The sequence below is a fragment of the Marinobacter antarcticus genome (assembly GCF_011049865.1).
GTDB classification, from domain to species: domain Bacteria; phylum Pseudomonadota; class Gammaproteobacteria; order Pseudomonadales; family Oleiphilaceae; genus Marinobacter; species Marinobacter antarcticus_A.
This window is the reverse complement of sequence record NZ_DRGY01000111.1, coordinates 1-18,777: the sequence shown is the minus strand read 5'-3', so window position 1 is coordinate 18,777 and position 18,777 is coordinate 1. Positions and strand designations below refer to the sequence as shown.

Genomic DNA, 18,777 nt, shown 5'->3' with positions numbered 1-18,777 from the left:
TGTCTCAGCCAAAAGTTAGCCGCCACCTGGCCATCCTGCGGAATGCCGGGCTGTTGGAAACGGAGCGCCGTGGCCAGTGGGTCTATTATTATCTAAACCCCCGGCTACCCGGCTGGGTATCGCGGGTTCTGGATGAAACAGCTCAGAACAATGGGGCGTTGATCGAAACGCCGCTGGTGCAGTTGCAGGCCATGGCTGGGCGTCCGGGCGAACAATGCCCTTGATCATTTACCGGATACACGGGTTGTGAAGCTTGTAAGGAAATCAGTATGAGTAAGATCAAAATAGGCGTTAACGGGTTTGGCCGCATTGGTCGGCTGGCTCTGAGGGCGGCCTGGGGCTGGCCGGAACTGGAATTTGTTGCCATCAACGATCCCGGGGCAGACAACTATGCCCTGGCACACCTGCTGAACTTCGACAGTGTGCACGGTCGTTGGGGCTATGAGGCCAAGGCCAGTGCTGGCGAGATGGTGATTGAAGGCAAGCACATCAACGTTACCCACAACAAAGCTATCGGCGACACCGACTGGTCTGGATGCGATCTGGTGATTGAGGCCAGTGGCGTGAACAAGACGGTTGCGGTGCTGCATGATTACCTTGATCAGGGTGTGAAGCGTGTGGTGGTCACCGCACCGGTGAAGGAGGCGGGGGCCAGGAACATTGTATTGGGGGTGAATGAGCATATTTTCGATCCGGCAAACGACCGTATAGTGACTGCGGCTTCTTGCACTACCAACTGCCTGGCGCCGGTGGTCAAGGTGATTCACGAGACACTTGGCATCAAACATGGCTCTATTACCACCATTCACAGCCTGACCAATACTCAAACCATACTCGACGCACCCCACAAGGACCTGCGCCGGGCCCGGGCCTGTGGCAGTTCCCTGATCCCCACCAGCACCGGATCCGCTACCGCGATTATCGAGATATTCCCGGAGCTGAAAGGGCGGCTGGATGGCCATGCTGTGCGAGTGCCGCTAACCAACGCCTCGCTGACCGACTGTGTGTTTGAGGTAGAAACGCCGACGGACCGCGACACCGTAAACCGGCTATTGAAAGAAGCCGCCGAGGGGGAGTTGAAGGGTATTCTGGGCTACGAAGAGCGCCCGCTGGTGTCCATTGACTACAAGACCGACCCGCGATCATCCATTGTTGATGCCCTGTCCACGTTGGTGATCAACGGCACTCAGGTGAAGATCTACGCCTGGTATGACAACGAATGGGGCTACGCCAACCGCACGGCGGAACTGGCACGCAAGGTGGGTCTGGCCTGATATGAACGCCGCCATCCGTCAGTATCTGGTGATTACAGGTAACTATTGGGCTTTCACCCTGACCGACGGTGCCCTGCGCATGCTGGTGGTGCTGCATTTTCACCAGCTGGGCTATTCGCCTCTGGAAATCGCCCTGTTGTTTGTTTTTTACGAATTCTTCGGGGTGGTGACCAATCTGCTGGGTGGCTATCTGGGGGCGCGCATTGGCCTGAATCGCACCATGAGCATCGGGCTGTTCCTGCAGATAGCGGCGCTGGCCATGCTGGCAGTGCCAGCGGTCATGCTGACGGTGCCCTGGGTGATGGCCGCGCAGGCTTTGTCCGGCATTGCCAAGGATCTGAACAAGATGTCCGCCAAAAGCGGCATCAAATTACTGGTGCCCGATGAGCAGCCGGGTAAGTTATACAAGTGGGTCGCCATCCTTACCGGTTCGAAGAATACTCTGAAAGGCGTGGGCTTTTTCCTGGGCGGTGTATTGCTGATGTCGGTTGGATTTACCGGCGCGGTGATTGCGATGTCGGTGGCTCTTGGGGTGGTGTGGCTGTCCAGTCTGTTTCTGCTCAAGCAGGAACTGGGCAAAAGTAAAGCCAAGCCGAAGTTTCGCGAGGTCCTGTCAAAAAGCCGCGCCATTAACGTGCTATCGGCAGCGCGTATGTTTCTGTTCGGCGCGCGGGATGTCTGGTTTGTGGTTGCCTTGCCGGTGTATCTGAATACGGTATTTGGCTGGGACTTCTGGAAGGTAGGGGGCTTTATGGCCTCCTGGGTTATTGGCTATGGCTTTATCCAGACCCTGGCGCCGCGGATTACCGGGAATATGGAGGGCAAACACCCCGCCGTGCTCTGGGCCGCTGCCCTGGCGCTGGTTCCCGCGGCCATTGCGATTGGCTTGATGGCGGGTTGGCCGGCGCAGTTGGTGGTCATCGGTGGTCTTCTGTTGTTCGGCGTATTGTTTGCTATCAACTCATCCCTGCACAGCTACCTGATTGTCAGTTACGCCCGGGGTGACGGTGTGTCGCTGGATGTGGGTTTTTATTACATGTCCAACGCCGCGGGTCGGTTGCTAGGTACCATACTGTCTGGTTGGATATATCAGGCCTATGGCCTCACGGCCTGTCTTTGGATTTCTGCCGGGTTGGTAGCCATGGCTGCGTTGTTGTCGGTATGGTTGCCCGAGGGTAACGATAGACCGATTGAGGGGAGGGGGTATGTCTGAATCGCAAGTGGTCGTCACTACTGGCGGAACGGATTGCCCGTCTGGGCCTGGAGAATACCGGCTCCTTCTGGCACAGCAACGGTGAAGAATTGCCATGGTGAGCCGGTTTTGACTGGCCTTGTGCTGGAAAGCGTCAGCGTTGGCGGCCTGCATGACGTGTCACTTGAGGTGCCCGGTGGCCAAGTGGTTTGTCTGTCAGGCGTGTCTGGCACTGGCAAGAGTCGCCTGCTTCGAGCGGTGGCCGACCTGGAACCTCACGGCGGCAGCATTTCCCTGAATGGCGCCGGTCAGCGTGACATGCTGGCTCACCAGTGGCGAAGCCGGGTCATCATGGTGCCGGCAGACAGTCAGTGGTGGTTTGATGAGGTGGGTGCTCATTTTGCCCTTAACGCCGATACAAGATTGCCCGCGGCACTGGGGTTTTCTCCAGAGGTGATGACCTGGTCGGTCAGCCGGTTGTCTTCCGGAGAACGGCAGCGACTTGCGCTCTGGCGGGCTCTTGCCCTGGAACCTCAGGCGTTGTTGCTGGACGAACCGACCGCCAACCTGGATGACGAAACCACGAAGGCCGTTGAAGCCTGGCTACTCGAAGAAATTCGGCAGCGGCAGATCGCTGCTCTATGGGTTGCCCATAACCCGGCCCAGATCCAACGTGTGGCCAGTGCCCACTATCGAATTCACGGAGCCCGGCTGGAGCCTGTCCATGGAAGTGATTGATCTGGCTTGGTGGAAACTTGGGCTGGCAGCCCTGTTGACGCTGGCTCTGGCGGTGGCCGGCTACTTGACCCGACTCGGCATCACCCGCAGCCTGTTGATTGCTGCCGCACGTACGGTGATTCAGCTGGCCCTTATCGGACTGGTGCTGGAAGCCCTGTTTGCGTCTTCTGCGTTCTATTGGATTGCGCTACTGGCACTGATTATGTTGCTGGTAGCTGGCCGCGAAGTGGTGGCTCGCCAGAGTCGCCGATTGCGGGGCTGGTGGGCCTTTGGCATTGGCACCGGGGCCATGTTTGTGTCGTCTTTCACAGTCACGGTGTTGGCTTTGACGGTGGTGATCGGCCCGGAACCCTGGTATGCCCCGCAATATGCGATTCCCCTGCTCGGCATGCTGTTGGGTAATACCATGACGGGTGTAAGCTTGGCCCTGGATCGGTTAAATGAGTCAGTCTGGCGGCAGCGTGCCGTGATCGAGAACCGGCTGATGCTGGGGCAGACATGGCAGCTTGCCCTGGAAGACATTCGCCGGGAGGCGATGCGCAGCGGGATGATGCCGTCGATCAACGCCATGGCCGCGGCGGGAATTGTCAGCCTTCCGGGCATGATGACCGGCCAGATTCTGGCCGGCAGCCCGCCGGCTCTGGCGGTGAAATATCAGATTCTGGTGATGCTGATCATTACCGCAAGCACTGGCTTCGGTGCGTTGATGGCGGTTTCCTGGGGTGGTCGCAGACTGTTCGACGAGCGCGAACGGTTGCGGCTGGATCGGCTGATGAAGCCCTGACTACTGGTGCTGCTCCGGCACTTCCCGAATACGACCGTGCTCATCGATGGCGACGTACACGAACCGGCCTTCGGTAACCTTGCGCGGGGTTTTGGCGGTGCGATCAAGGGTCCACACTTCCACATTGATTTTCATGGAGCTGCGACCGATGTCTACCAGTTCGCAGTAGCAGCCCACCTGGGACCCAACCCGCAGCGGCGAGAGAAATTCCATCCCGTCCATAGCGACAGTCGCGTTGCGGCCCAGAGAAATACGCCCGGCCGTGGTGGCAGCGGCTATATCCATCTGTTTCACCAGCCAGCCCGCGAAGACATCACCGTTGGCGTTTGTATCCTGTGGCAAGGGCACAATCTGAAGGGTGAGGTCGCCCCGGGGTTTGGGTTTGTCATCATCGTACGCAGTCATGAAACCAGCCTTGATGTTTAATCTCTGGAATTATTTTCTTAGCATGTTAACGGCCCAGCACACGGCTGCAAGCTTATTTACGGCTTCTGGCAATATTTCAACAGGTGTAACAAAGTTGTCACACAAACGCTCTAATCTTCACCCATCAGTAAACCGATGCCGTACACAACATAAAAGACTGATGGAGATTCAATGTGATTAAATCGAATACAGCTCTTGCTATCGTTGCTTTGACCAGCGGATTATCCATGATTTCCGCCCCGGCCATGGCCCGTGACACCGTAAACGTTGTGGGTTCGTCGACGGTTTATCCCTTCGCCACGGTTGTTGCCGAGCGCTTCGGCCGCAATACCGATTTCCCGACGCCGAAGCTGGAGTCAACCGGTTCTGGTGGCGGGTTCAAGCTGTTTTGCGCCGGTATCGGCACTGAGCACCCGGACATCACTAACGCGTCGCGCCGAATGAAGCCGAGCGAGTTCGAAAAATGCCAAAGCAATGGTGTAAAAGACATTACCGAAGTAAAAATTGGCGCGGACGGCATCGTTATCGCTAATTCAAAAGAGTCCGGGAGAATGGACCTGACATTGAAGGAGTTGTTTCTCGCACTGGCCAAAGACGTTCCGGACCCTGATGGCGGCGAAAAACTGGTCCCGAACCCCTACCAGAAATGGAGTGACATAGACGCCAGCCTGGCAGACAAGGCCATTCGCGTTATGGGGCCACCGCCCACCTCCGGTACTCGTGACGCTTTCGTTGAAATCGCGATGGAAGGTGGCTGCAAAACCTACGACTTTATTGCGAAGATCAAAAGCGAAGACAAGTCCCGCTTCAAGTCTGTGTGCCACAGCATGCGTGAAGACGGCCCGTTCGTTGAAGCTGGTGAAAATGATAATCTGATCGTTCAGCGTCTCGTGCAAGACAAGGATACAATGGGTATCTTTGGCTACAGCTTCCTGATGGAGAACAGCGGTGAAATCCAGGCTTCAACCGTCAACGGTGTGGAACCGACTCCGGAGACCATTGCTGACGAAGAGTATCCGGTGGCCCGTTCGCTGTTTTTCTATATCAAGAATGCTCACGTAGGCGTGGTTCCGGGAATCCAGGAGTATGCCGAAGAGTTCACCAGCGAAGGCGCCTGGGGTGACAACGGCTACCTGGTAGACGTGGGTCTGATACCCAATCCCCGCGATGTGCGCATGAAAACGGCAAAAGTGGTCAAAGAGCTCAAACCAATGACGGGTAACGAGCTTAAATAGTAGATCGTGCGAGGAACGAGGCGATGAACCAAGGAGACAGTAATGCAGACAACTGATTTATTGCCCCTGGTTCTGGTACTTGCCGCAGTGGCTTACGGGTTCGCTTACATGCGTTCCCGGGCTGTGGCAGGGCCTCTTGGTGGTATTCGTAACCTCAAGGCTCTGCCGGTTTATTACGCCGCCAGAGCCGCACTTTGGTGTGCCATCCCGGCCCTGATCATTCTGGGTGTCTGGGCGGCGTTTGAAGGCAAAGTGATTCAGGACATGGTTATGGCGTCTTTGCCTGCTGAGCTAGCGCCGCAATCAGAAGGCCATGCCAGCCTGACGCTTTCCCAGATCAGCAACGTGGCGGCGGGCAAGCTGGATTCTGCCAGGGTTCCGGACGGGATTACCGGCGCAGCGACTCTGCTGCAGGAGTTGCGTGAGAAGAGCAGCCAATTCAAAACGCTGCTGGTCATCCTGATAGCCGTGCTGGGTGGAGCGTTCGCATGGACACGGGTAGCGCCGCACATCAATGCTCGCAAGAGCGTGGAGCGCACGTTGCAGCGGGTGTTTTTTCTGTGTGCAGCGGTCGCGATTCTCACCACCATCGGCATCGTTTTTTCGGTTATTTTTGAAACCTTCCGTTTCTTTGGCAAGGTGCCGATCAGCGAGTTTCTGTTCGGTACCAGTTGGAGCCCGCAAACCGCTCTGCGAGCGGATCAGGTAGGCTCAGACGGCGCGTTCGGTGTCATCCCGCTGTTTACCGGCACCTTGATGATTTCTGCTATTGCTCTGTCGATTGCCGTGCCTGTGGGCCTGTTGTCGGCGGTGTATCTTTCCGAGTATGCCAGCCGGCCGGTGCGCGCGGTGGTCAAGCCCTTGCTGGAAATGCTGGCGGGCGTACCTACCGTTGTTTACGGCTTTTTTGCGGCGCTCACGGTGGCGCCGTTCATTCGTGACCTGGCCGTGGCGATCGGCCTTGAAGCCTCCTCCCAGAGCGCGTTGGCGGCGGGGCTGGTGATGGGCATCATGATTATCCCGTTTGTTTCGTCGCTGTCTGACGATGTGATCAACGCGGTTCCACGAACCCTTCGCGATGGCTCTCTGGCCATGGGCGCGACCCAGTCTGAAACCATGAAGAACGTGATTTTTCCGGCGGCGCTGCCCGGCATCATGGGCGGTATCCTGCTGGCGGCCTCCCGGGCGATCGGTGAAACCATGATTGTTGTCATGGCCGCCGGGCTGGCCGCAAACCTGACCGCCAATCCCTTGGATTCGGTGACCACCGTGACGGTTCAGATCGTGACTCTATTGACCGGTGATCAGGAATTCGACAGTGCCAAAACTCTGGCCGCCTTCGCACTGGGCATGATGCTGTTTATCGTAACGCTGCTGCTGAACGTGATCGCACTGAAGGTTGTGCGTAAATACAGGGAACAATATGACTGACTCAGGCTCACAGGCGGAGCTTGTCCGCCGCTCGCTCAAGCGTCGCTACCGCAAGGAACGCCGTTTTCGTTTTTATGGCATAACCGCCATCGCGATTGCGTTGTTCTCATTGGTGATTCTGTTTACAGACATTGTCAGCAAAGGCTACACAGGGTTCATTAAAACCACCGTTACCCTTGAGGTACCGTTGGACGGCGAACTGATGTACCTGACCGATGCCACCGATCCGGATCAGATCGCCATGGCTGATTTCCAGGCGCCCATCATCAAGGCTCTGCAGGCGTATTTCCCAACGGCTACAAGCCGATCTGACAAGCGTGAGCTCAGTCGGATGACCGGCAGCTACGCAAGCAATCAGGTTCGTGACCTGTTAGAAAAACAACCGGACCTTCTGGGCACTACCCGCACCATGGAGTTTTTGGCCCACGATGCGGTGTCGGTCTACGTAAAACACGCCGGCGACCCCGGATACTCCATACGCCTGACCGAGCAGCAACAACGCTGGACAGACGAGCTGCTCGACAAGGGCGTTATAGATACCAGTTTCAACGACGTGTTTTTCAGCCGGGGCGACTCCCGAGAGCCTTCTAACGCAGGCATTCTCGGGGCGTTGGTGGGATCGTTGCTGACCATGGGGATTACCCTGGTGATTGCCTTCCCCGTGGGCGTTGCGGCGGCGGTTTATCTTGAGGAATTTGCACCTAGTAACCGGATCACAGACTTTATTGAGGTCAACATCAACAATCTTGCCGCCGTACCCTCCATTATCTTCGGGTTGCTGGGGCTGGCGGTGTTTATCGGCGTGTTTGGCTTGCCCCGATCGGTGCCCGTGGTGGGCGGCCTGGTGCTGGCGTTGATGACGCTGCCAACCATCATTATCTCCAGCCGTGCGGCGATCAAAAGCGTTCCGCCGTCGATCCGTGAGGCCGCCGAGGGCATAGGCGCCTCAAAAATGCAGGTGGTGCTGCACCATGTGTTTCCCCTGGCAATGCCCGGCATGCTGACCGGTTCTATTATTGGCATGGCCCAGGCGCTGGGTGAAACGGCGCCTTTACTGCTGATTGGCATGGTGGCTTTTATTGTTGAAGTCCCTGACGGGTTCTTCAGCTCCGCCACCGTGCTGCCCGTGCAGATTTTCATCTGGGCCGGCAGCGCCGAGCAGGGTTTTGTGGAGCTGGCGTCCGCCGGCATCATGGTTCTGCTGGCCTTTCTGATCACCATGAATGCACTCGCCATCTGGCTGCGCAAGCGTCTTGAACGGCGGTGGTAAAGAGACAACACTTATGACTACGATGACCAACACTGTGACCCCAGCCGCCAGGAAAGAGGCAGATATGCCGGAAGCAACACCAACAAAGGCTCCGAATGAACGCCCGGCAGAAACGGTGATTGAAGAGGGAAAAACCGTCGGTGCCCCGTTTTCAAGCGATCCCAAGTTCAAGCTTCGGGACGTAGAGGTATTTTACGGTGACACCCGGGCCATCCGAAACATCAGCCTGGATATCACCCGCAATGAGGTTATCGCGTTTATCGGGCCTTCCGGCTGTGGTAAATCCACGTTTCTGCGCTGCCTGAACCGCATGAACGACAGTATTGATATCTGTCGGATTAAAGGTTCGCTGCAACTGGACGGCGAGGACATCTACGATCCCAAGCGGGATGTGGTGGAGCTGCGCGCCCGTGTGGGTATGGTGTTCCAGAAGCCAAACCCGTTCCCCAAGTCGATCTACGATAACGTTGCCTACGGCCCGCGCATTCATGGCCTGGCCAACCGCAAATCAGAGCTGGATGACATTGTGGAGAACAGTCTGCGCAAGGCGGGCCTGTGGGACGAGGCCAAGGATCGCCTCGATGCCATGGCCACCAGCATGTCCGGCGGTCAACAGCAGCGGTTGTGTATCGCCAGAGCTATAGCCGTCAGCCCGGAAGTGGTGTTGATGGATGAGCCCTGTTCGGCGCTCGACCCCATTGCCACCGCCAGAATTGAGGAGCTGATTGCGGAGCTGTCCGAAAGCTACACCATTGTGATCGTGACCCACTCCATGCAGCAGGCCGCGCGGGTCTCCAACCGCACCGCTTACTTTCACCTGGGCCACCTTGTCGAAGTAAACGATACGAGCAAGGTATTCACCATGCCGGAACATCAACTGACCGAATCTTACATCACCGGTCGTTTCGGCTGATCCGGGCGCCAAGAATAAAGGAGGCACACAGTATGGCTGCGAAGAAGGACGACGTTTACGGAGACCACATCTCCAATAAGTTCAACGATGAGTTAATGGCACTGAAAACCCGTTTCCTGAAAATGGGCGGATTGGTGGAAACCCAGATCGACAGCGCTGTAAAAGCGTTGATTGATGGTGATGGCTATCTGGCAGAAGAGATCCGGGGCAAAGACAAGCTGGTGGATCGGATGGAAATGGACATTGATGAAGAGGCCATGCTCATCATCGCCCGCCGTCAGCCTACTGCCCGCGACCTGCGGCTGGTGATTTCGGTAATCCGGATGGTGGCGGATCTGGAGCGGGTGGGCGACGAAGCCAAGAAAATCGCCAAATTTGCCATCAAGCTCACCGAGGAAAGTCAGGCGCCCCAGGGGTATGTGGAGGTACGCCATATTGGTGCTCACGTGATGGGAATGCTTCACGACTCGCTGGATGCGTTCGCCAGGCTGGATTCTGAACAGGCTCTGCGAGTCATGAAGGAAGACAAGCGAGTGGATGAGGAATATCAGGCTGCGGCACGCACCCTGCTGACCTTCATGATGGAAGATGCCCGCAATATTTCCCGCTGTATGTCGGTGATGTGGGTTCTGCGGGCGCTTGAGCGGGTTGGCGATCACGCCTGCAACATTGCCGAGAACGTGATCTTCATGGTCAAGGGTGAAGATGTTCGCCACACGCCCGTAGAAGAAGCGGAGCGTGTTGTCGGGCGCTAGGCCTGCTTCATTTTGTCGGTATAGGGAGGCCAGCCCATCGGCTTGCCGGCCAACAGGTGAAGATGAATGTGAAACACGGTCTGGCCCGAATTTTCACCGCAGTTCATCACGGTACGATAGCCGTCTTCGGCAAAGCCCATCTCTTTGGCAAGCTTGGCGGCGACCCAGAACAAATGGCCTGCCAGCTCACGATCCATTTCCTCGATGTCATTGATGGTGGCAATCAACTTTTTCGGAATAATCAGCAGATGCACCGGTGCCTGGGGATTGATATCCCGGAAGGCCAGGCTGATGTCATCTTCATAGACGATGTCTGCCGGGATTTCGCGGTTGATAATTTTGGTGAAAAGGGTATCGGACATGATGGGTTCCTGTGTTGTTGTCGCTTGATTGGTCATGCACTTAATGTTGGTTCAGGCCCGGTAAGCGGGCTGCCAGCTGCCGGATGACGGCTGGTAATTCGTCATCAATCCCCATGGCATAACGTGCAACATAATTGCGGGCAAACGGCAGGGCACGGGCAGTCCCCAAGCCGACATTCCGGAGCAGGTGAAGCGGCGGGGTCTGGTTACTGAACAGGTGATAAAACGCGTCCATGGCAAGCATCATACGTCGGTTTGCCGGCCTTCGTTGCTGTTCATAGCGGGCCAGCACTGAGGGCCCGGCGAGATCCGTGCCCGCCCGCCTGGCTTCTTTCAGAACGTTCTGCAGGCACTGGGCATCCTGAAAGCCGAGATTCACACCCTGGCCGGCCAATGGGTTGATGGTGTGCGCGGCGTCTCCTGTTAATACAATGCGGCCGGCAGAGTACTGTTTGGCATGTTGGCGGGCGATGGGGAAACTGGCGCGGCTTTCAATATGGGTAAGAGGCGGCAGTTCCTTTGGAAAGCCTTGCTGTATTTCGGCCATCAATGCGTCACTGCCAAGGCGTTTCAGGCGGGCGATCTCCTGTGACGAGTCGTACCACACCAGTGAGGCGCGGCTTTCGCCGGGGTAATCGGAGCCTGCGCTGTACAATGGCAAAAAGGCACGTGGACCAGAAGGGTAGAAGCCTTGCCAGGTGATGTCCTGTACCTGGCCACGATAGCGCACGGAAATAATCATTGCCTGCTGAGCGTACTGATTCCGGGTAACACCAATGCCTGCCATATCCCGCACCCGAGACTGAGCACCATCGGCGCCAATAACCAGCGCGGCGGTCAGTTGCCGGTTGTTTTCGAGTGTCACCGTCGCGTGATCGACTGTCTCGGCGATGCCGGAGACGCCGCTGCCGGCCAACACCGTAACGGAGGGTTCTGCTTCTGCAGCTTGCCAGAGGCCCTGCTGGGTTACCGAATTTTCAACGATGTGACCCAGGTGAGCAGCGTTCAACTCGGCCGCACTGAACTCTACCCGGTTTGATGTTCGCGGCAACAGGTTGCTGAGCGGGTGCCGCGTTTCGTCCCACACCGCGAGTCGGCGATAGGGCGTCGCACGCATGCCCAGTATGTGGTTCCAGGCGCCCAGACTTTGCAGGTAACGTTCGCTGCCGGCGCTCAGGGCAGATACGCGTATGTCGGGCTCCGCCTCCGGGTCGAACGTGGGTGCCGGGGCGCGATCAATCATCGCCACGCTGAAGCCTTCTCGCCCGAGACCTGTGGCAAGGGCGGCGCCAACCATGCCAGCGCCCACAATCACAATATCAAAAGCTTGGGTCATATCGGATTCCTGTCTGATGCCCCCAGTTTACGCGATGGCAAAAATCAGACAAGCGACCGGGATCAAGCCGAGTGTAAAAGCATTATCTACTTACCGCGCGCGATATCGACGGTTCCGATGATTCATGGGGTCGATGATGCCCTTTCGCCAGCCAGGCCGGCTTGCGCGTGCCGGGTTTGACAAAGCCCCGGTTAAGCACGACCGGCTGAACCAGGCTAAGAAAATCCCGGGTTTTCATGTGCAGGGTTTCGGTGTGGCTTCCTGCGGCGAAGGCAAGCTCCGATTGCTCTGTTAACGGCTCTGCGCAGTAAACGGTCATGTTGAACAGATTGCCAAAAGGCGGCATGGCCCCAACTTCGCAGTCAGGAAAACGATCCTGAAAGGCCTGCTCATCGGCCAGATCAACAAAGTCGGTGTCCAGGATGCGTGAAAGACTGTCCCAGCGAACGCGCCAGGTTGCCGGCATGACCAGCATCGCCATTTTTCCATCGAGTTCGATGATGACGGTTTTGACGACGTTGTCGCCTGCAATTTTTACGTGACGAGCGAGTTCCCGCGCGGTAAACACGGGGGGGTGGGTGAGGCACATGTATTCAACATTGGCCTCTTCAAGAAACTCTTTCAACTGCTGTACCGGCATAGTGACGGCCTCTTACCAGCAATGACAGCAATCCGGAGCGGTTGACTGAGTGCCAGGATTGCTCCGGCGACGGTCTGGCGGGGCCGATCAGCCCCGCCATTATTGGTCAGCTTAGCTCAGGTTGTGGAGTTTGCGAGTAACGTGTTGTATCAATTCGAAACGGTGCCCGTTCGTTAATCGGGTTGGCGCATATTCACATCGCGCTGTGGCAGCGGAGCGTACAGACCTTCTGCATCAAACGCCTTTCTGACTTTTTCTTGCATGCTCCAGTAGTAAGGCCACAACTCGCCGGTTTCGACCCAGACACGAAACATCAGGTTGATGGAGCTTTCGCCCAGGCCGCCAACGCAGATTCGCGGAGCTGGCTCGGTCAGCGAGCGTTCATCCTCTTCCATCAAACGTTGCAGGATTGCCTTGGCCTTATCAATGTCGTCACCATAACGAATGCCGAACGTCATATCGCAGCGGCGCTTGTCGTAGATGCTGACGTTGACCAGCGTCGCGTTGGACAGGCTGCCGTTCGGGATCACAACCCGGCGATTATCAAAGGTGTTGACGATGGTATACAGAATGCTGATTTCATCCACAGCGCCAAGGAAGCCCTGAGCCTCGATGGTGTCGCCTACCTTGAAGGGTTTGAAGATCAGAATCAGCACGCCGCCTGCGAAATTGCCGAGGCTGCCTTGCAGCGCGAGACCAATAGCCAAGCCGGCAGCACCAATGATCGCAATGAACGAGGTGGTCGCAATACCGATCATGGAGGCGACCGACACAAGCAATAGAACCTTGAGAACAGCGCCGATCAGCCCGCACAAGAACTTGTTCAATGTCGGATCTTTTTTTCCGAGCTTTGAATCCAGCACGTTCACAAAGCGATTGATCAGCCACATGCCGACAATCAAAGTGACCAAGGCCAGCAAAACTTTCGGTGTGTACGTCATGATCAGCGTGATGGCTTGATCCACGTATTCGGAAGCGCGTCCGTTCGCGCTGAATAACTCTTCCATGGAAACTCCTTATAGATTCCTGATGTTGGTGCGTTGAGTCGCCAGTACAAATCCGAACCGGCCGGATGCGTTCAGGGCTTTATATAGCAGACAAAATGACCCGGGTACATATCAGGCCACCGTCGGGTCAGCGGCTGAATGCTCGTTGTTTACGCACAAACGTTCGTGTTGGCCCACCCGACAATCGCCTCCGGGCCTCCCCGAACGAGTACCCGTCCCTGCTTCTGATTGAGTTGATAGTCGTACATGGGATCGTAGTAATCCTGCAGTAAAGGCTGGATCCAGGCGTCGTGGGCGAGGACATCACCATTGCGTTCCTGCTGCGCCAGCGCCTGCTCCATGAAGCCTAGCAACTGGCCGTAGCGATCACCACCGAGGCGTTTGCTTATGCGGGCGAGCGCTCCCAGAAGGTAGTCGCGGAAGTTCAGCCAGCCGGCCTCCGCGCCGTCGCGACTCATGTAGTCGGCAGACATGGCTTCCACATAGTCTTCCCGAATAATGCGAGTGCGGTCTTCCAGGGACCGCTCAAGAATAAGCAGGGGTGCGTGAGTCATCCGCTCTTTCAGAGCGTCCGGCATGGCGCAGCGGCCTACCAGGCGGCTTTCATCTTCCAGATAAACGGGACCCTCTTTCACATGGTGGGCCTTTAGCATGGCAACCGTCAGGCGGTTTTCAAAATCAATCTGCGATGGCTGGGGCGTTACCTGGCGCCCAAAGCTTGAGCCCCGGTGGTTTGCCAGTCCTTCCAGGTCCACCGGGTTCGGGAGTTGCTGCAGTACGCGGGTTTTGCCTGTTCCTGTGCGCCCGCTGATGATGCGGAAATCACCGGATTCAACGAGGTTGTCGAGGCTGTCGATGAGAAATCGGCGCAGAGCCTTATAGCCGCCCTCGACGAGGGGATAATCAATGCCAGCGTGCTGGATCCATTGTTGAGTCAGTTGGGACCTTAAGCCCCCGCGAAAACAGAACAGATAGCCTTCCGGATGGTGTGCCGCGAAACGCTTCCAGGCTTCGATACGCTGGGCCTTGATGTCGCCAGCAACCAACTGGTGGCCCAGGCGGACGGCCTCGTCCTGACCCTTTTCCTTGTAACAGATGCCCACACGGTGACGTTCCTCGTCATTCATCAGCGGCATGTTTACAGCGCCAGGAACGCTGCCTTTGGCGAACTCCACGGGCGCTCGTACGTCCATCAATGGCGTGCTGTTCAGGAACAGTGAAAGGTAATTGTCGGTATCAGATCTGTTTGCCATTTCAGGATTCAACCGCGTGCCAGAATGTGGCGGCAGTATAACGGAAGTGCAGTTTTCATGCTTTGAGGGGGTAATTTCCGGATAACGTGACAACAAATACGGCATAAAAAGGGCAACCCCAGGGTTGCCCTTTATCGGAACAGATCGGCGCATCCTTGCGCTGCGTGCAACATCCTTGTTGCGAATCCCTGAGCCACTCCCTGGTGCTGGCTTCCGAGCCAGCAATCCGAATAGTTATCCCTTAAGCAGGCGTCCTTGAGTCCTTGCCTCTCCCGGCATTCCGTGCCGGGGTGCATCCACTGCGTCGTCCCTTTCCATGTCGTCCTTGACGGGATCACTATACTTAATCGGAAGCGTGGAAACGTAGGGGTACTGCAGGCTTGAGCGACGTGTTTGGTGATGGGGGTGGCTATAAGTCATGCTTACCAATCAGTTAGCGGTACTGTGCATGAGAGGGGCAACCACTACCCACGCAAAATAACTGCAAGGTCTCACAGGTTTGTGCGAAATATCTCACAGCAACTCGGGCGAATCTCTCAAGCCGCTTTTGCTGATTTTGCGCAAACCAGGCCAGGGAAGAAGCCCGATGAGTATGCCAGCCCCGTCGGCAGTCACATCTGCCAGAGAAAAGTCCCGGTACGGCAGGTTTGCCTGAACCAGCTCAATGCACATTCCAAAGCCAAGAAGCACGGGCGCGAACCAGACGACTCGGAGGCCAGGCCATGAAAGACGCGTCAAAATCGTGAGCTCTATAAACGCGATCAGGTGATTCACTTTGTCGCTGGACGCCGAGGGGATCGGATAATCGCTGTCAGTGGTTGCCAGAAAGCCGATGGCAATGACTGACAGCAGCAGCGCAGCGCGCCAAAGCGGGCGAAAGTTCAGCAGGATCGTCAGTGGGTGTTTCGGTGTTGCCATCGGTGAAGTCCGTCAGAGTTCTCTGGCTGTGTGAAGGTTTTCAACATGATATGCTGTGCGCCCCGTCATTGTCATCGAATCGGAGGATTAAACGGCAATGCTCAGAGGTAATTTTTTTCGTGGGCTGGGCTATCTGGGTGAGGGTTTTCACCTGATACGTCAGCCCGGACTGCGCCTGTTCGTCGTTATCCCGTTGGTGATCAACACTGTTCTCTTCGGATTGCTGTTTTATTTTATGGGCGGGCTGTTCGACAACCTGATTGCCACTGCAATGTCCTGGTTGCCAGACTGGCCCTGGCTGCAGGCACTGGACTGGTTGTTCTGGATTCTTTACGGGGCCGTCATTCTGTTGATGCTGGCGTTCGGTTTTGTGATCGTTGCCAACCTGATTGGTTCCCCTTTCTACGGGTACCTGGCGGAGCTGACCGAAAAACACCTCACCGGTCAGGAAGTCAGCCCGGACGACAGCTGGGTGACCATTCTAAAGGACACTCCCCGGGCGCTCTGGCGTGAAGTACAGAAGATTGTCTATTATCTGCCGCGAGCTATTGGCCTGCTTATTATCGGGTTGATTCCGGTGGTTAACCTGGCCGCCGCGGTGCTTTGGTTTGTGTTCAACAGCTGGATGATGGCACTGCAGTACGTTGACTACCCGGCAGACAATCACAAGGTAAGCTTCAAAGCGTTGCGGCGGTTGCTTGGCCGCGCCCAATTGTCTGCGTTGGGCTTCGGGTTGCCGGTGGCGTTGGCCGCGATGGTGCCGGTTCTGAATCTTGTCGTGGTGCCTGCTGCCGTGTGCGGTGCGACGGCTTACTGGGTGCGCGAAAACGGCGCAACACGAAACTAACAACCCTGGAGGATTTTTGGACGCGTCAGAATTTGTTATTGGCCAGCGCTGGGTAAGCCACAGTGATACGGCGTTAGGGTTGGGTATAGTGACGGATATTTCTGGCCGCCGCGTTACTCTTGGATTTCCTGCTGCTGATGAAGAGCGGACGTACGCTATTGATAATGCACCGCTTTCCCGCATCATTTACCAGATTGGTGAGGGTATTGAGACCTTCGAAGGCGAAAGATATACGGTGCGGGCAGTGGACGACATTGGCGGCGTGCTGATGTACCACGCCGATGCAGACGCTGACGATGGCGAGCAGGTCGAAGGACAACTTGAGCAGATATCTGAGGTTAAATTGGCTGGGTCCGTCAATTTTTCTGCGCCTCACCAGCGTTTGTTCGCCGGCCAGTTCGATCGAAACGGCGCTTTCCGGCTTCGGTTCGCAACGGTGCATCATATGGATCGGTTGCGGGCGTCTCCCGCCCGGGGCCTGATTGGTGCCCGCACGCAGCATTTGCAGCACCAGATATACATCGCTCACGAAGTCGCAAAACGGCACGCGCCCCGGGTGCTTCTGGCAGACGAAGTAGGCCTTGGCAAAACCATTGAGGCAGGCCTTATTCTGCATTACCAATTGCAGACTGGTCGTGCCAGGCGCGCCTTGATCGTGGTGCCCGATTCCCTGATTCATCAGTGGCTCGTGGAAATGCTCCGGCGTTTTAACCTGCGTTTTTCCATTGTTGATCAGAGCCGCTACGACGCCTTGAAAGACAGCGAAGACGATGTCGACGCCCTGGTCGATCACATTTTCGGCGGCGATTCGTCGGTTAATCCTTTTGAAAGCGAACAGTTGGTGTTGTGCAGCCTTGATTTTCTGGTGAACAGCCAGAAAGCCCAAGAGGATGTCTTGAGCGCAGACTGGGACCTGATGATTGTCGACGAAGCACACCATCTGGCCTGGAGTCCCGAGAGCATCAGCCCGGAATACCAACTGGTAGAGACGCTTTCAGCGGTTAGCGAAGGTTTGTTGTTGCTAACGGCGACGCCTGAACAGGTGGGTGTGGCGAGCCACTTTGCCCGGCTTCGCCTGCTCGACCCGGCGCGCTTTCATGATTTACAAACGTTTCAGGAAGAGGAGCAGCAGTACGAAGCGATCAACAGCATCGTACGGCGCCTGCAAGATGAAGGCTCGGCCATCCTTGAAGAGGATCGCCGGGCGCTGAAGGCCTGGTTGGGCGATGACCTTGAGCCGTTGATGAGCGGCAATTCGCCTCGGCAGTCCGTCATCGATGCATTGCTTGACCGCCATGGCACCGGGCGGGTGCTGTTTCGTAATACTCGCGCGGCTATCCAGGGTTTCCCCGAACGGCGTGTTAACCCGGCTCCACTGGAGTGCCCGGCCATGTATGAGGGTCGGGCTTTCGGCTATCCAGGTCTGGCACCAGAGCAATCTGTGCCCGAAGAGCAGTGGCTGGCGGACGACCCGAGGGTGGCCTGGCTGGAGAAAAAACTGGCGGGCCTGCGCCCGGCCAAAGTGGTGGTTATTTGTGCCCTTGCGGAAACCGCCATGGTGCTTGAACACTATCTTCAACTGCGTGCCGGTATTCGCAGCGCCGCATTTCATGAGCACCTGAGCCTTGTGGAGCGTGATCGCGCCGCTGCCTACTTTGCCGACAGTGAGCAGGGCGCCCAGGCGCTGATCTGCTCGGAGATTGGCAGTGAAGGGCGCAATTTCCAGTTTGCTCACCATTTGGTGCTGTTTGATCTGCCCGCTAACCCGGATTTGCTGGAACAGCGTATAGGACGCCTTGACCGTATTGGTCAAACGGACACCATAGATGTTCATATTCCCTATCTTCGCAATACCTCGCAGGAAGTGCAGTATCGTTGGTTCCACGAAGGACTGAATGCGTTTGCGGAAAGCTGTGCCGTTGGCGTGGCGGTGCAGGAGCACGTTGGCGAGCAATGGCAATGCGCTTTGGCAGGCGAGTTTTCTGTATTGGAGGGTCTGGTCGAGTCTTCGGCCACTGAGACCTCCCGGCTTAAAACGCTTCTGCACAACGGCCGGGATGCGTTGATTGAACTCAATTCATGTCGCCGGGATATAGCCGACACGTTGATTGCCGGTATTGAAGAGGAAGAAGGCTCTGTTCAGGTACGCGATTACATGGTTGAGGCGTTTGATATCCTCGGTGTGGAAATAGAAAACCACTCTGACCTGGCCGACATATTGCGCCCCGGCGAGCAATATCAGGCCGGCCACGTAGCCGAGTTGCCCGAAGACGGCGTAACGGTTACCTGGGATCGCCAGCATGCGTTGGAGCGTGAAGACATTGCGTTCATGAGCTGGGAGCATCCCATGGTGACCGGTGTGATGGACTCGGTGACCAGCTCCGGGCTGGGTAAGG

General features: G+C 56.6%; 19 protein-coding genes and 1 pseudogene. 13 read left to right on the top strand and 7 right to left on the bottom strand.

Features of this window, described 5'->3' with window-relative positions; all coding sequences use genetic code 11:
- From ENI00_RS13900 to ENI00_RS13880, 6 genes and pseudogenes are all read left to right on the top strand, one after another.
- Positions 1–224: ArsR family transcriptional regulator (locus ENI00_RS13900; protein ID WP_304103594.1), on the top strand; the 224-nt coding region annotated here is incomplete at its 5' end.
- A 45-nt stretch (positions 225–269) separates the two neighbouring features.
- Entirely contained in the window at positions 270–1,274 is a 1,005-nt protein-coding gene (locus ENI00_RS13895; RefSeq protein WP_304103592.1) for an ArsJ-associated glyceraldehyde-3-phosphate dehydrogenase, read from the top strand.
- A 1-nt stretch (position 1,275) separates the two neighbouring features.
- A complete protein-coding gene (arsJ, locus tag ENI00_RS13890) occupies positions 1,276–2,487 on the top strand; it encodes an organoarsenical effux MFS transporter ArsJ (protein ID WP_304103589.1) in 1,212 nt (403 codons plus the stop codon).
- 20 nt (positions 2,488–2,507) lie between these two features.
- Positions 2,508–2,588 (top strand): annotated as a pseudogene (locus ENI00_RS18670) (short-chain dehydrogenase); the annotation flags it as partial.
- A 7-nt stretch (positions 2,589–2,595) separates the two neighbouring features.
- The gene (locus ENI00_RS13885; RefSeq protein ID WP_304103585.1) at positions 2,596–3,204 is read left to right on the top strand and encodes an ABC transporter ATP-binding protein; all 609 of its coding nucleotides are present in this window, start codon (positions 2,596–2,598) and stop codon (positions 3,202–3,204) included.
- Complete coding sequence (locus ENI00_RS13880; RefSeq protein ID WP_304103582.1) at positions 3,191–3,988, top strand: ABC transporter permease; 798 nt, start codon at positions 3,191–3,193, stop codon at positions 3,986–3,988. Before ENI00_RS13885 ends, ENI00_RS13880 begins: the two co-directional genes overlap by 14 nt.
- Here ENI00_RS13880 and ENI00_RS13875 read toward each other — a convergent pair whose 3' ends face one another.
- Positions 3,989–4,393 carry an acyl-CoA thioesterase gene (locus ENI00_RS13875; protein WP_304103579.1) on the bottom strand — a complete coding sequence of 135 codons (405 nt, stop codon included), beginning with the start codon at positions 4,391–4,393 and terminating at the stop codon, positions 3,989–3,991.
- A 248-nt stretch (positions 4,394–4,641) separates the two neighbouring features.
- On the opposite strand from ENI00_RS13875, the gene ENI00_RS13870 reads away from it, so the two are divergent.
- From ENI00_RS13870 to phoU, 5 genes are all read left to right on the top strand, one after another.
- The gene (locus ENI00_RS13870) at positions 4,642–5,649 is read left to right on the top strand and encodes a substrate-binding domain-containing protein (RefSeq protein ID WP_304103576.1); all 1,008 of its coding nucleotides are present in this window, start codon (positions 4,642–4,644) and stop codon (positions 5,647–5,649) included.
- Positions 5,650–5,691: 42 nt separating this feature from the next.
- Entirely contained in the window at positions 5,692–7,080 is a 1,389-nt protein-coding gene (pstC, locus tag ENI00_RS13865; protein ID WP_304103572.1) for a phosphate ABC transporter permease subunit PstC, read from the top strand.
- The gene (pstA, locus tag ENI00_RS13860) at positions 7,073–8,350 is read left to right on the top strand and encodes a phosphate ABC transporter permease PstA (RefSeq protein WP_304103569.1); all 1,278 of its coding nucleotides are present in this window, start codon (positions 7,073–7,075) and stop codon (positions 8,348–8,350) included. Before pstC ends, pstA begins: the two co-directional genes overlap by 8 nt.
- 64 nt (positions 8,351–8,414) lie before the next feature.
- Complete coding sequence (gene pstB / locus ENI00_RS13855; RefSeq protein WP_304103597.1) at positions 8,415–9,263, top strand: phosphate ABC transporter ATP-binding protein PstB; 849 nt, start codon at positions 8,415–8,417, stop codon at positions 9,261–9,263.
- A gap of 32 nt (positions 9,264–9,295) precedes the next feature.
- Positions 9,296–10,018 carry a phosphate signaling complex protein PhoU gene (gene phoU, locus ENI00_RS13850; RefSeq protein WP_304103566.1) on the top strand — a complete coding sequence of 241 codons (723 nt, stop codon included), beginning with the start codon at positions 9,296–9,298 and terminating at the stop codon, positions 10,016–10,018.
- Here phoU and ENI00_RS13845 read toward each other — a convergent pair.
- The 6 genes from ENI00_RS13845 to ENI00_RS13820 all read right to left on the bottom strand — a co-directional run bounded on the left by ENI00_RS13845 (position 10,015) and on the right by ENI00_RS13820 (position 15,534).
- Positions 10,015–10,380, bottom strand: coding sequence for a histidine triad nucleotide-binding protein (locus tag ENI00_RS13845; protein ID WP_304103563.1), 366 nt, complete (start codon positions 10,378–10,380; stop codon positions 10,015–10,017). The two genes, phoU and ENI00_RS13845, sit on opposite strands and share 4 nt — an antisense overlap.
- A 40-nt stretch (positions 10,381–10,420) precedes the next feature.
- Positions 10,421–11,716 carry an FAD-dependent monooxygenase gene (locus tag ENI00_RS13840; protein WP_304103560.1) on the bottom strand — a complete coding sequence of 432 codons (1,296 nt, stop codon included), beginning with the start codon at positions 11,714–11,716 and terminating at the stop codon, positions 10,421–10,423.
- An 82-nt stretch (positions 11,717–11,798) separates the two neighbouring features.
- Positions 11,799–12,356, bottom strand: a complete 558-nt coding sequence (locus ENI00_RS13835; protein WP_304103557.1) for an aminoacyl-tRNA deacylase — start codon at positions 12,354–12,356, stop codon at positions 11,799–11,801.
- Between the two features lie 173 nt (positions 12,357–12,529).
- Positions 12,530–13,363 (bottom strand): mechanosensitive ion channel family protein, encoded by an 834-nt coding sequence (locus tag ENI00_RS13830; protein ID WP_304103555.1) that lies wholly within the window; start codon positions 13,361–13,363, stop codon positions 12,530–12,532.
- 149 nt (positions 13,364–13,512) lie between these two features.
- A complete protein-coding gene (gene mnmH / locus ENI00_RS13825; RefSeq protein ID WP_304103552.1) occupies positions 13,513–14,616 on the bottom strand; it encodes a tRNA 2-selenouridine(34) synthase MnmH in 1,104 nt (367 codons plus the stop codon).
- A 513-nt stretch (positions 14,617–15,129) separates the two neighbouring features.
- Positions 15,130–15,534, bottom strand: coding sequence for a VanZ family protein (locus ENI00_RS13820; protein WP_304103549.1), 405 nt, complete (start codon positions 15,532–15,534; stop codon positions 15,130–15,132).
- 97 nt (positions 15,535–15,631) lie between these two features.
- On the opposite strand from ENI00_RS13820, the gene cysZ reads away from it, so the two are divergent.
- Together cysZ and rapA are read left to right on the top strand one after the other, a co-directional pair.
- A complete protein-coding gene (gene cysZ / locus ENI00_RS13815) occupies positions 15,632–16,381 on the top strand; it encodes a sulfate transporter CysZ (protein ID WP_304103546.1) in 750 nt (249 codons plus the stop codon).
- Positions 16,382–16,397: 16 nt separating this feature from the next.
- Positions 16,398–18,777: RNA polymerase-associated protein RapA (gene rapA / locus ENI00_RS13810; protein ID WP_304103543.1), on the top strand; the 2,380-nt coding region annotated here is incomplete at its 3' end.

Bases quoted from the DNA above. Each gene is read 5' to 3' on its own strand.
- pstA (WP_304103569.1), top strand. From the start codon at position 7,073: ATGACTGACTCAGGCTCACAGGCGGAGCTTGTCCGCCGCTCGCTCAAG.
- ENI00_RS13840 (WP_304103560.1), bottom strand. From the start codon at position 11,716: ATGACCCAAGCTTTTGATATTGTGATTGTGGGCGCTGGCATGGTTGGC.
- ENI00_RS13820 (WP_304103549.1), bottom strand. From the start codon at position 15,534: ATGGCAACACCGAAACACCCACTGACGATCCTGCTGAACTTTCGCCCG.
- ENI00_RS13880 (WP_304103582.1), top strand. From the start codon at position 3,191: ATGGAAGTGATTGATCTGGCTTGGTGGAAACTTGGGCTGGCAGCCCTG.
- pstB (WP_304103597.1), top strand. From the start codon at position 8,415: ATGCCGGAAGCAACACCAACAAAGGCTCCGAATGAACGCCCGGCAGAA.
- pstC (WP_304103572.1), top strand. From the start codon at position 5,692: ATGCAGACAACTGATTTATTGCCCCTGGTTCTGGTACTTGCCGCAGTG.
- ENI00_RS13895 (WP_304103592.1), top strand. From the start codon at position 270: ATGAGTAAGATCAAAATAGGCGTTAACGGGTTTGGCCGCATTGGTCGG.
- ENI00_RS13830 (WP_304103555.1), bottom strand. From the start codon at position 13,363: ATGGAAGAGTTATTCAGCGCGAACGGACGCGCTTCCGAATACGTGGAT.
- ENI00_RS13845 (WP_304103563.1), bottom strand. From the start codon at position 10,380: ATGTCCGATACCCTTTTCACCAAAATTATCAACCGCGAAATCCCGGCA.
- cysZ (WP_304103546.1), top strand. From the start codon at position 15,632: ATGCTCAGAGGTAATTTTTTTCGTGGGCTGGGCTATCTGGGTGAGGGT.
- mnmH (WP_304103552.1), bottom strand. From the start codon at position 14,616: ATGGCAAACAGATCTGATACCGACAATTACCTTTCACTGTTCCTGAAC.
- ENI00_RS13875 (WP_304103579.1), bottom strand. From the start codon at position 4,393: ATGACTGCGTACGATGATGACAAACCCAAACCCCGGGGCGACCTCACC.
- phoU (WP_304103566.1), top strand. From the start codon at position 9,296: ATGGCTGCGAAGAAGGACGACGTTTACGGAGACCACATCTCCAATAAG.
- arsJ (WP_304103589.1), top strand. From the start codon at position 1,276: ATGAACGCCGCCATCCGTCAGTATCTGGTGATTACAGGTAACTATTGG.
- ENI00_RS13835 (WP_304103557.1), bottom strand. From the start codon at position 12,356: ATGCCGGTACAGCAGTTGAAAGAGTTTCTTGAAGAGGCCAATGTTGAA.
- ENI00_RS13870 (WP_304103576.1), top strand. From the start codon at position 4,642: ATGATTTCCGCCCCGGCCATGGCCCGTGACACCGTAAACGTTGTGGGT.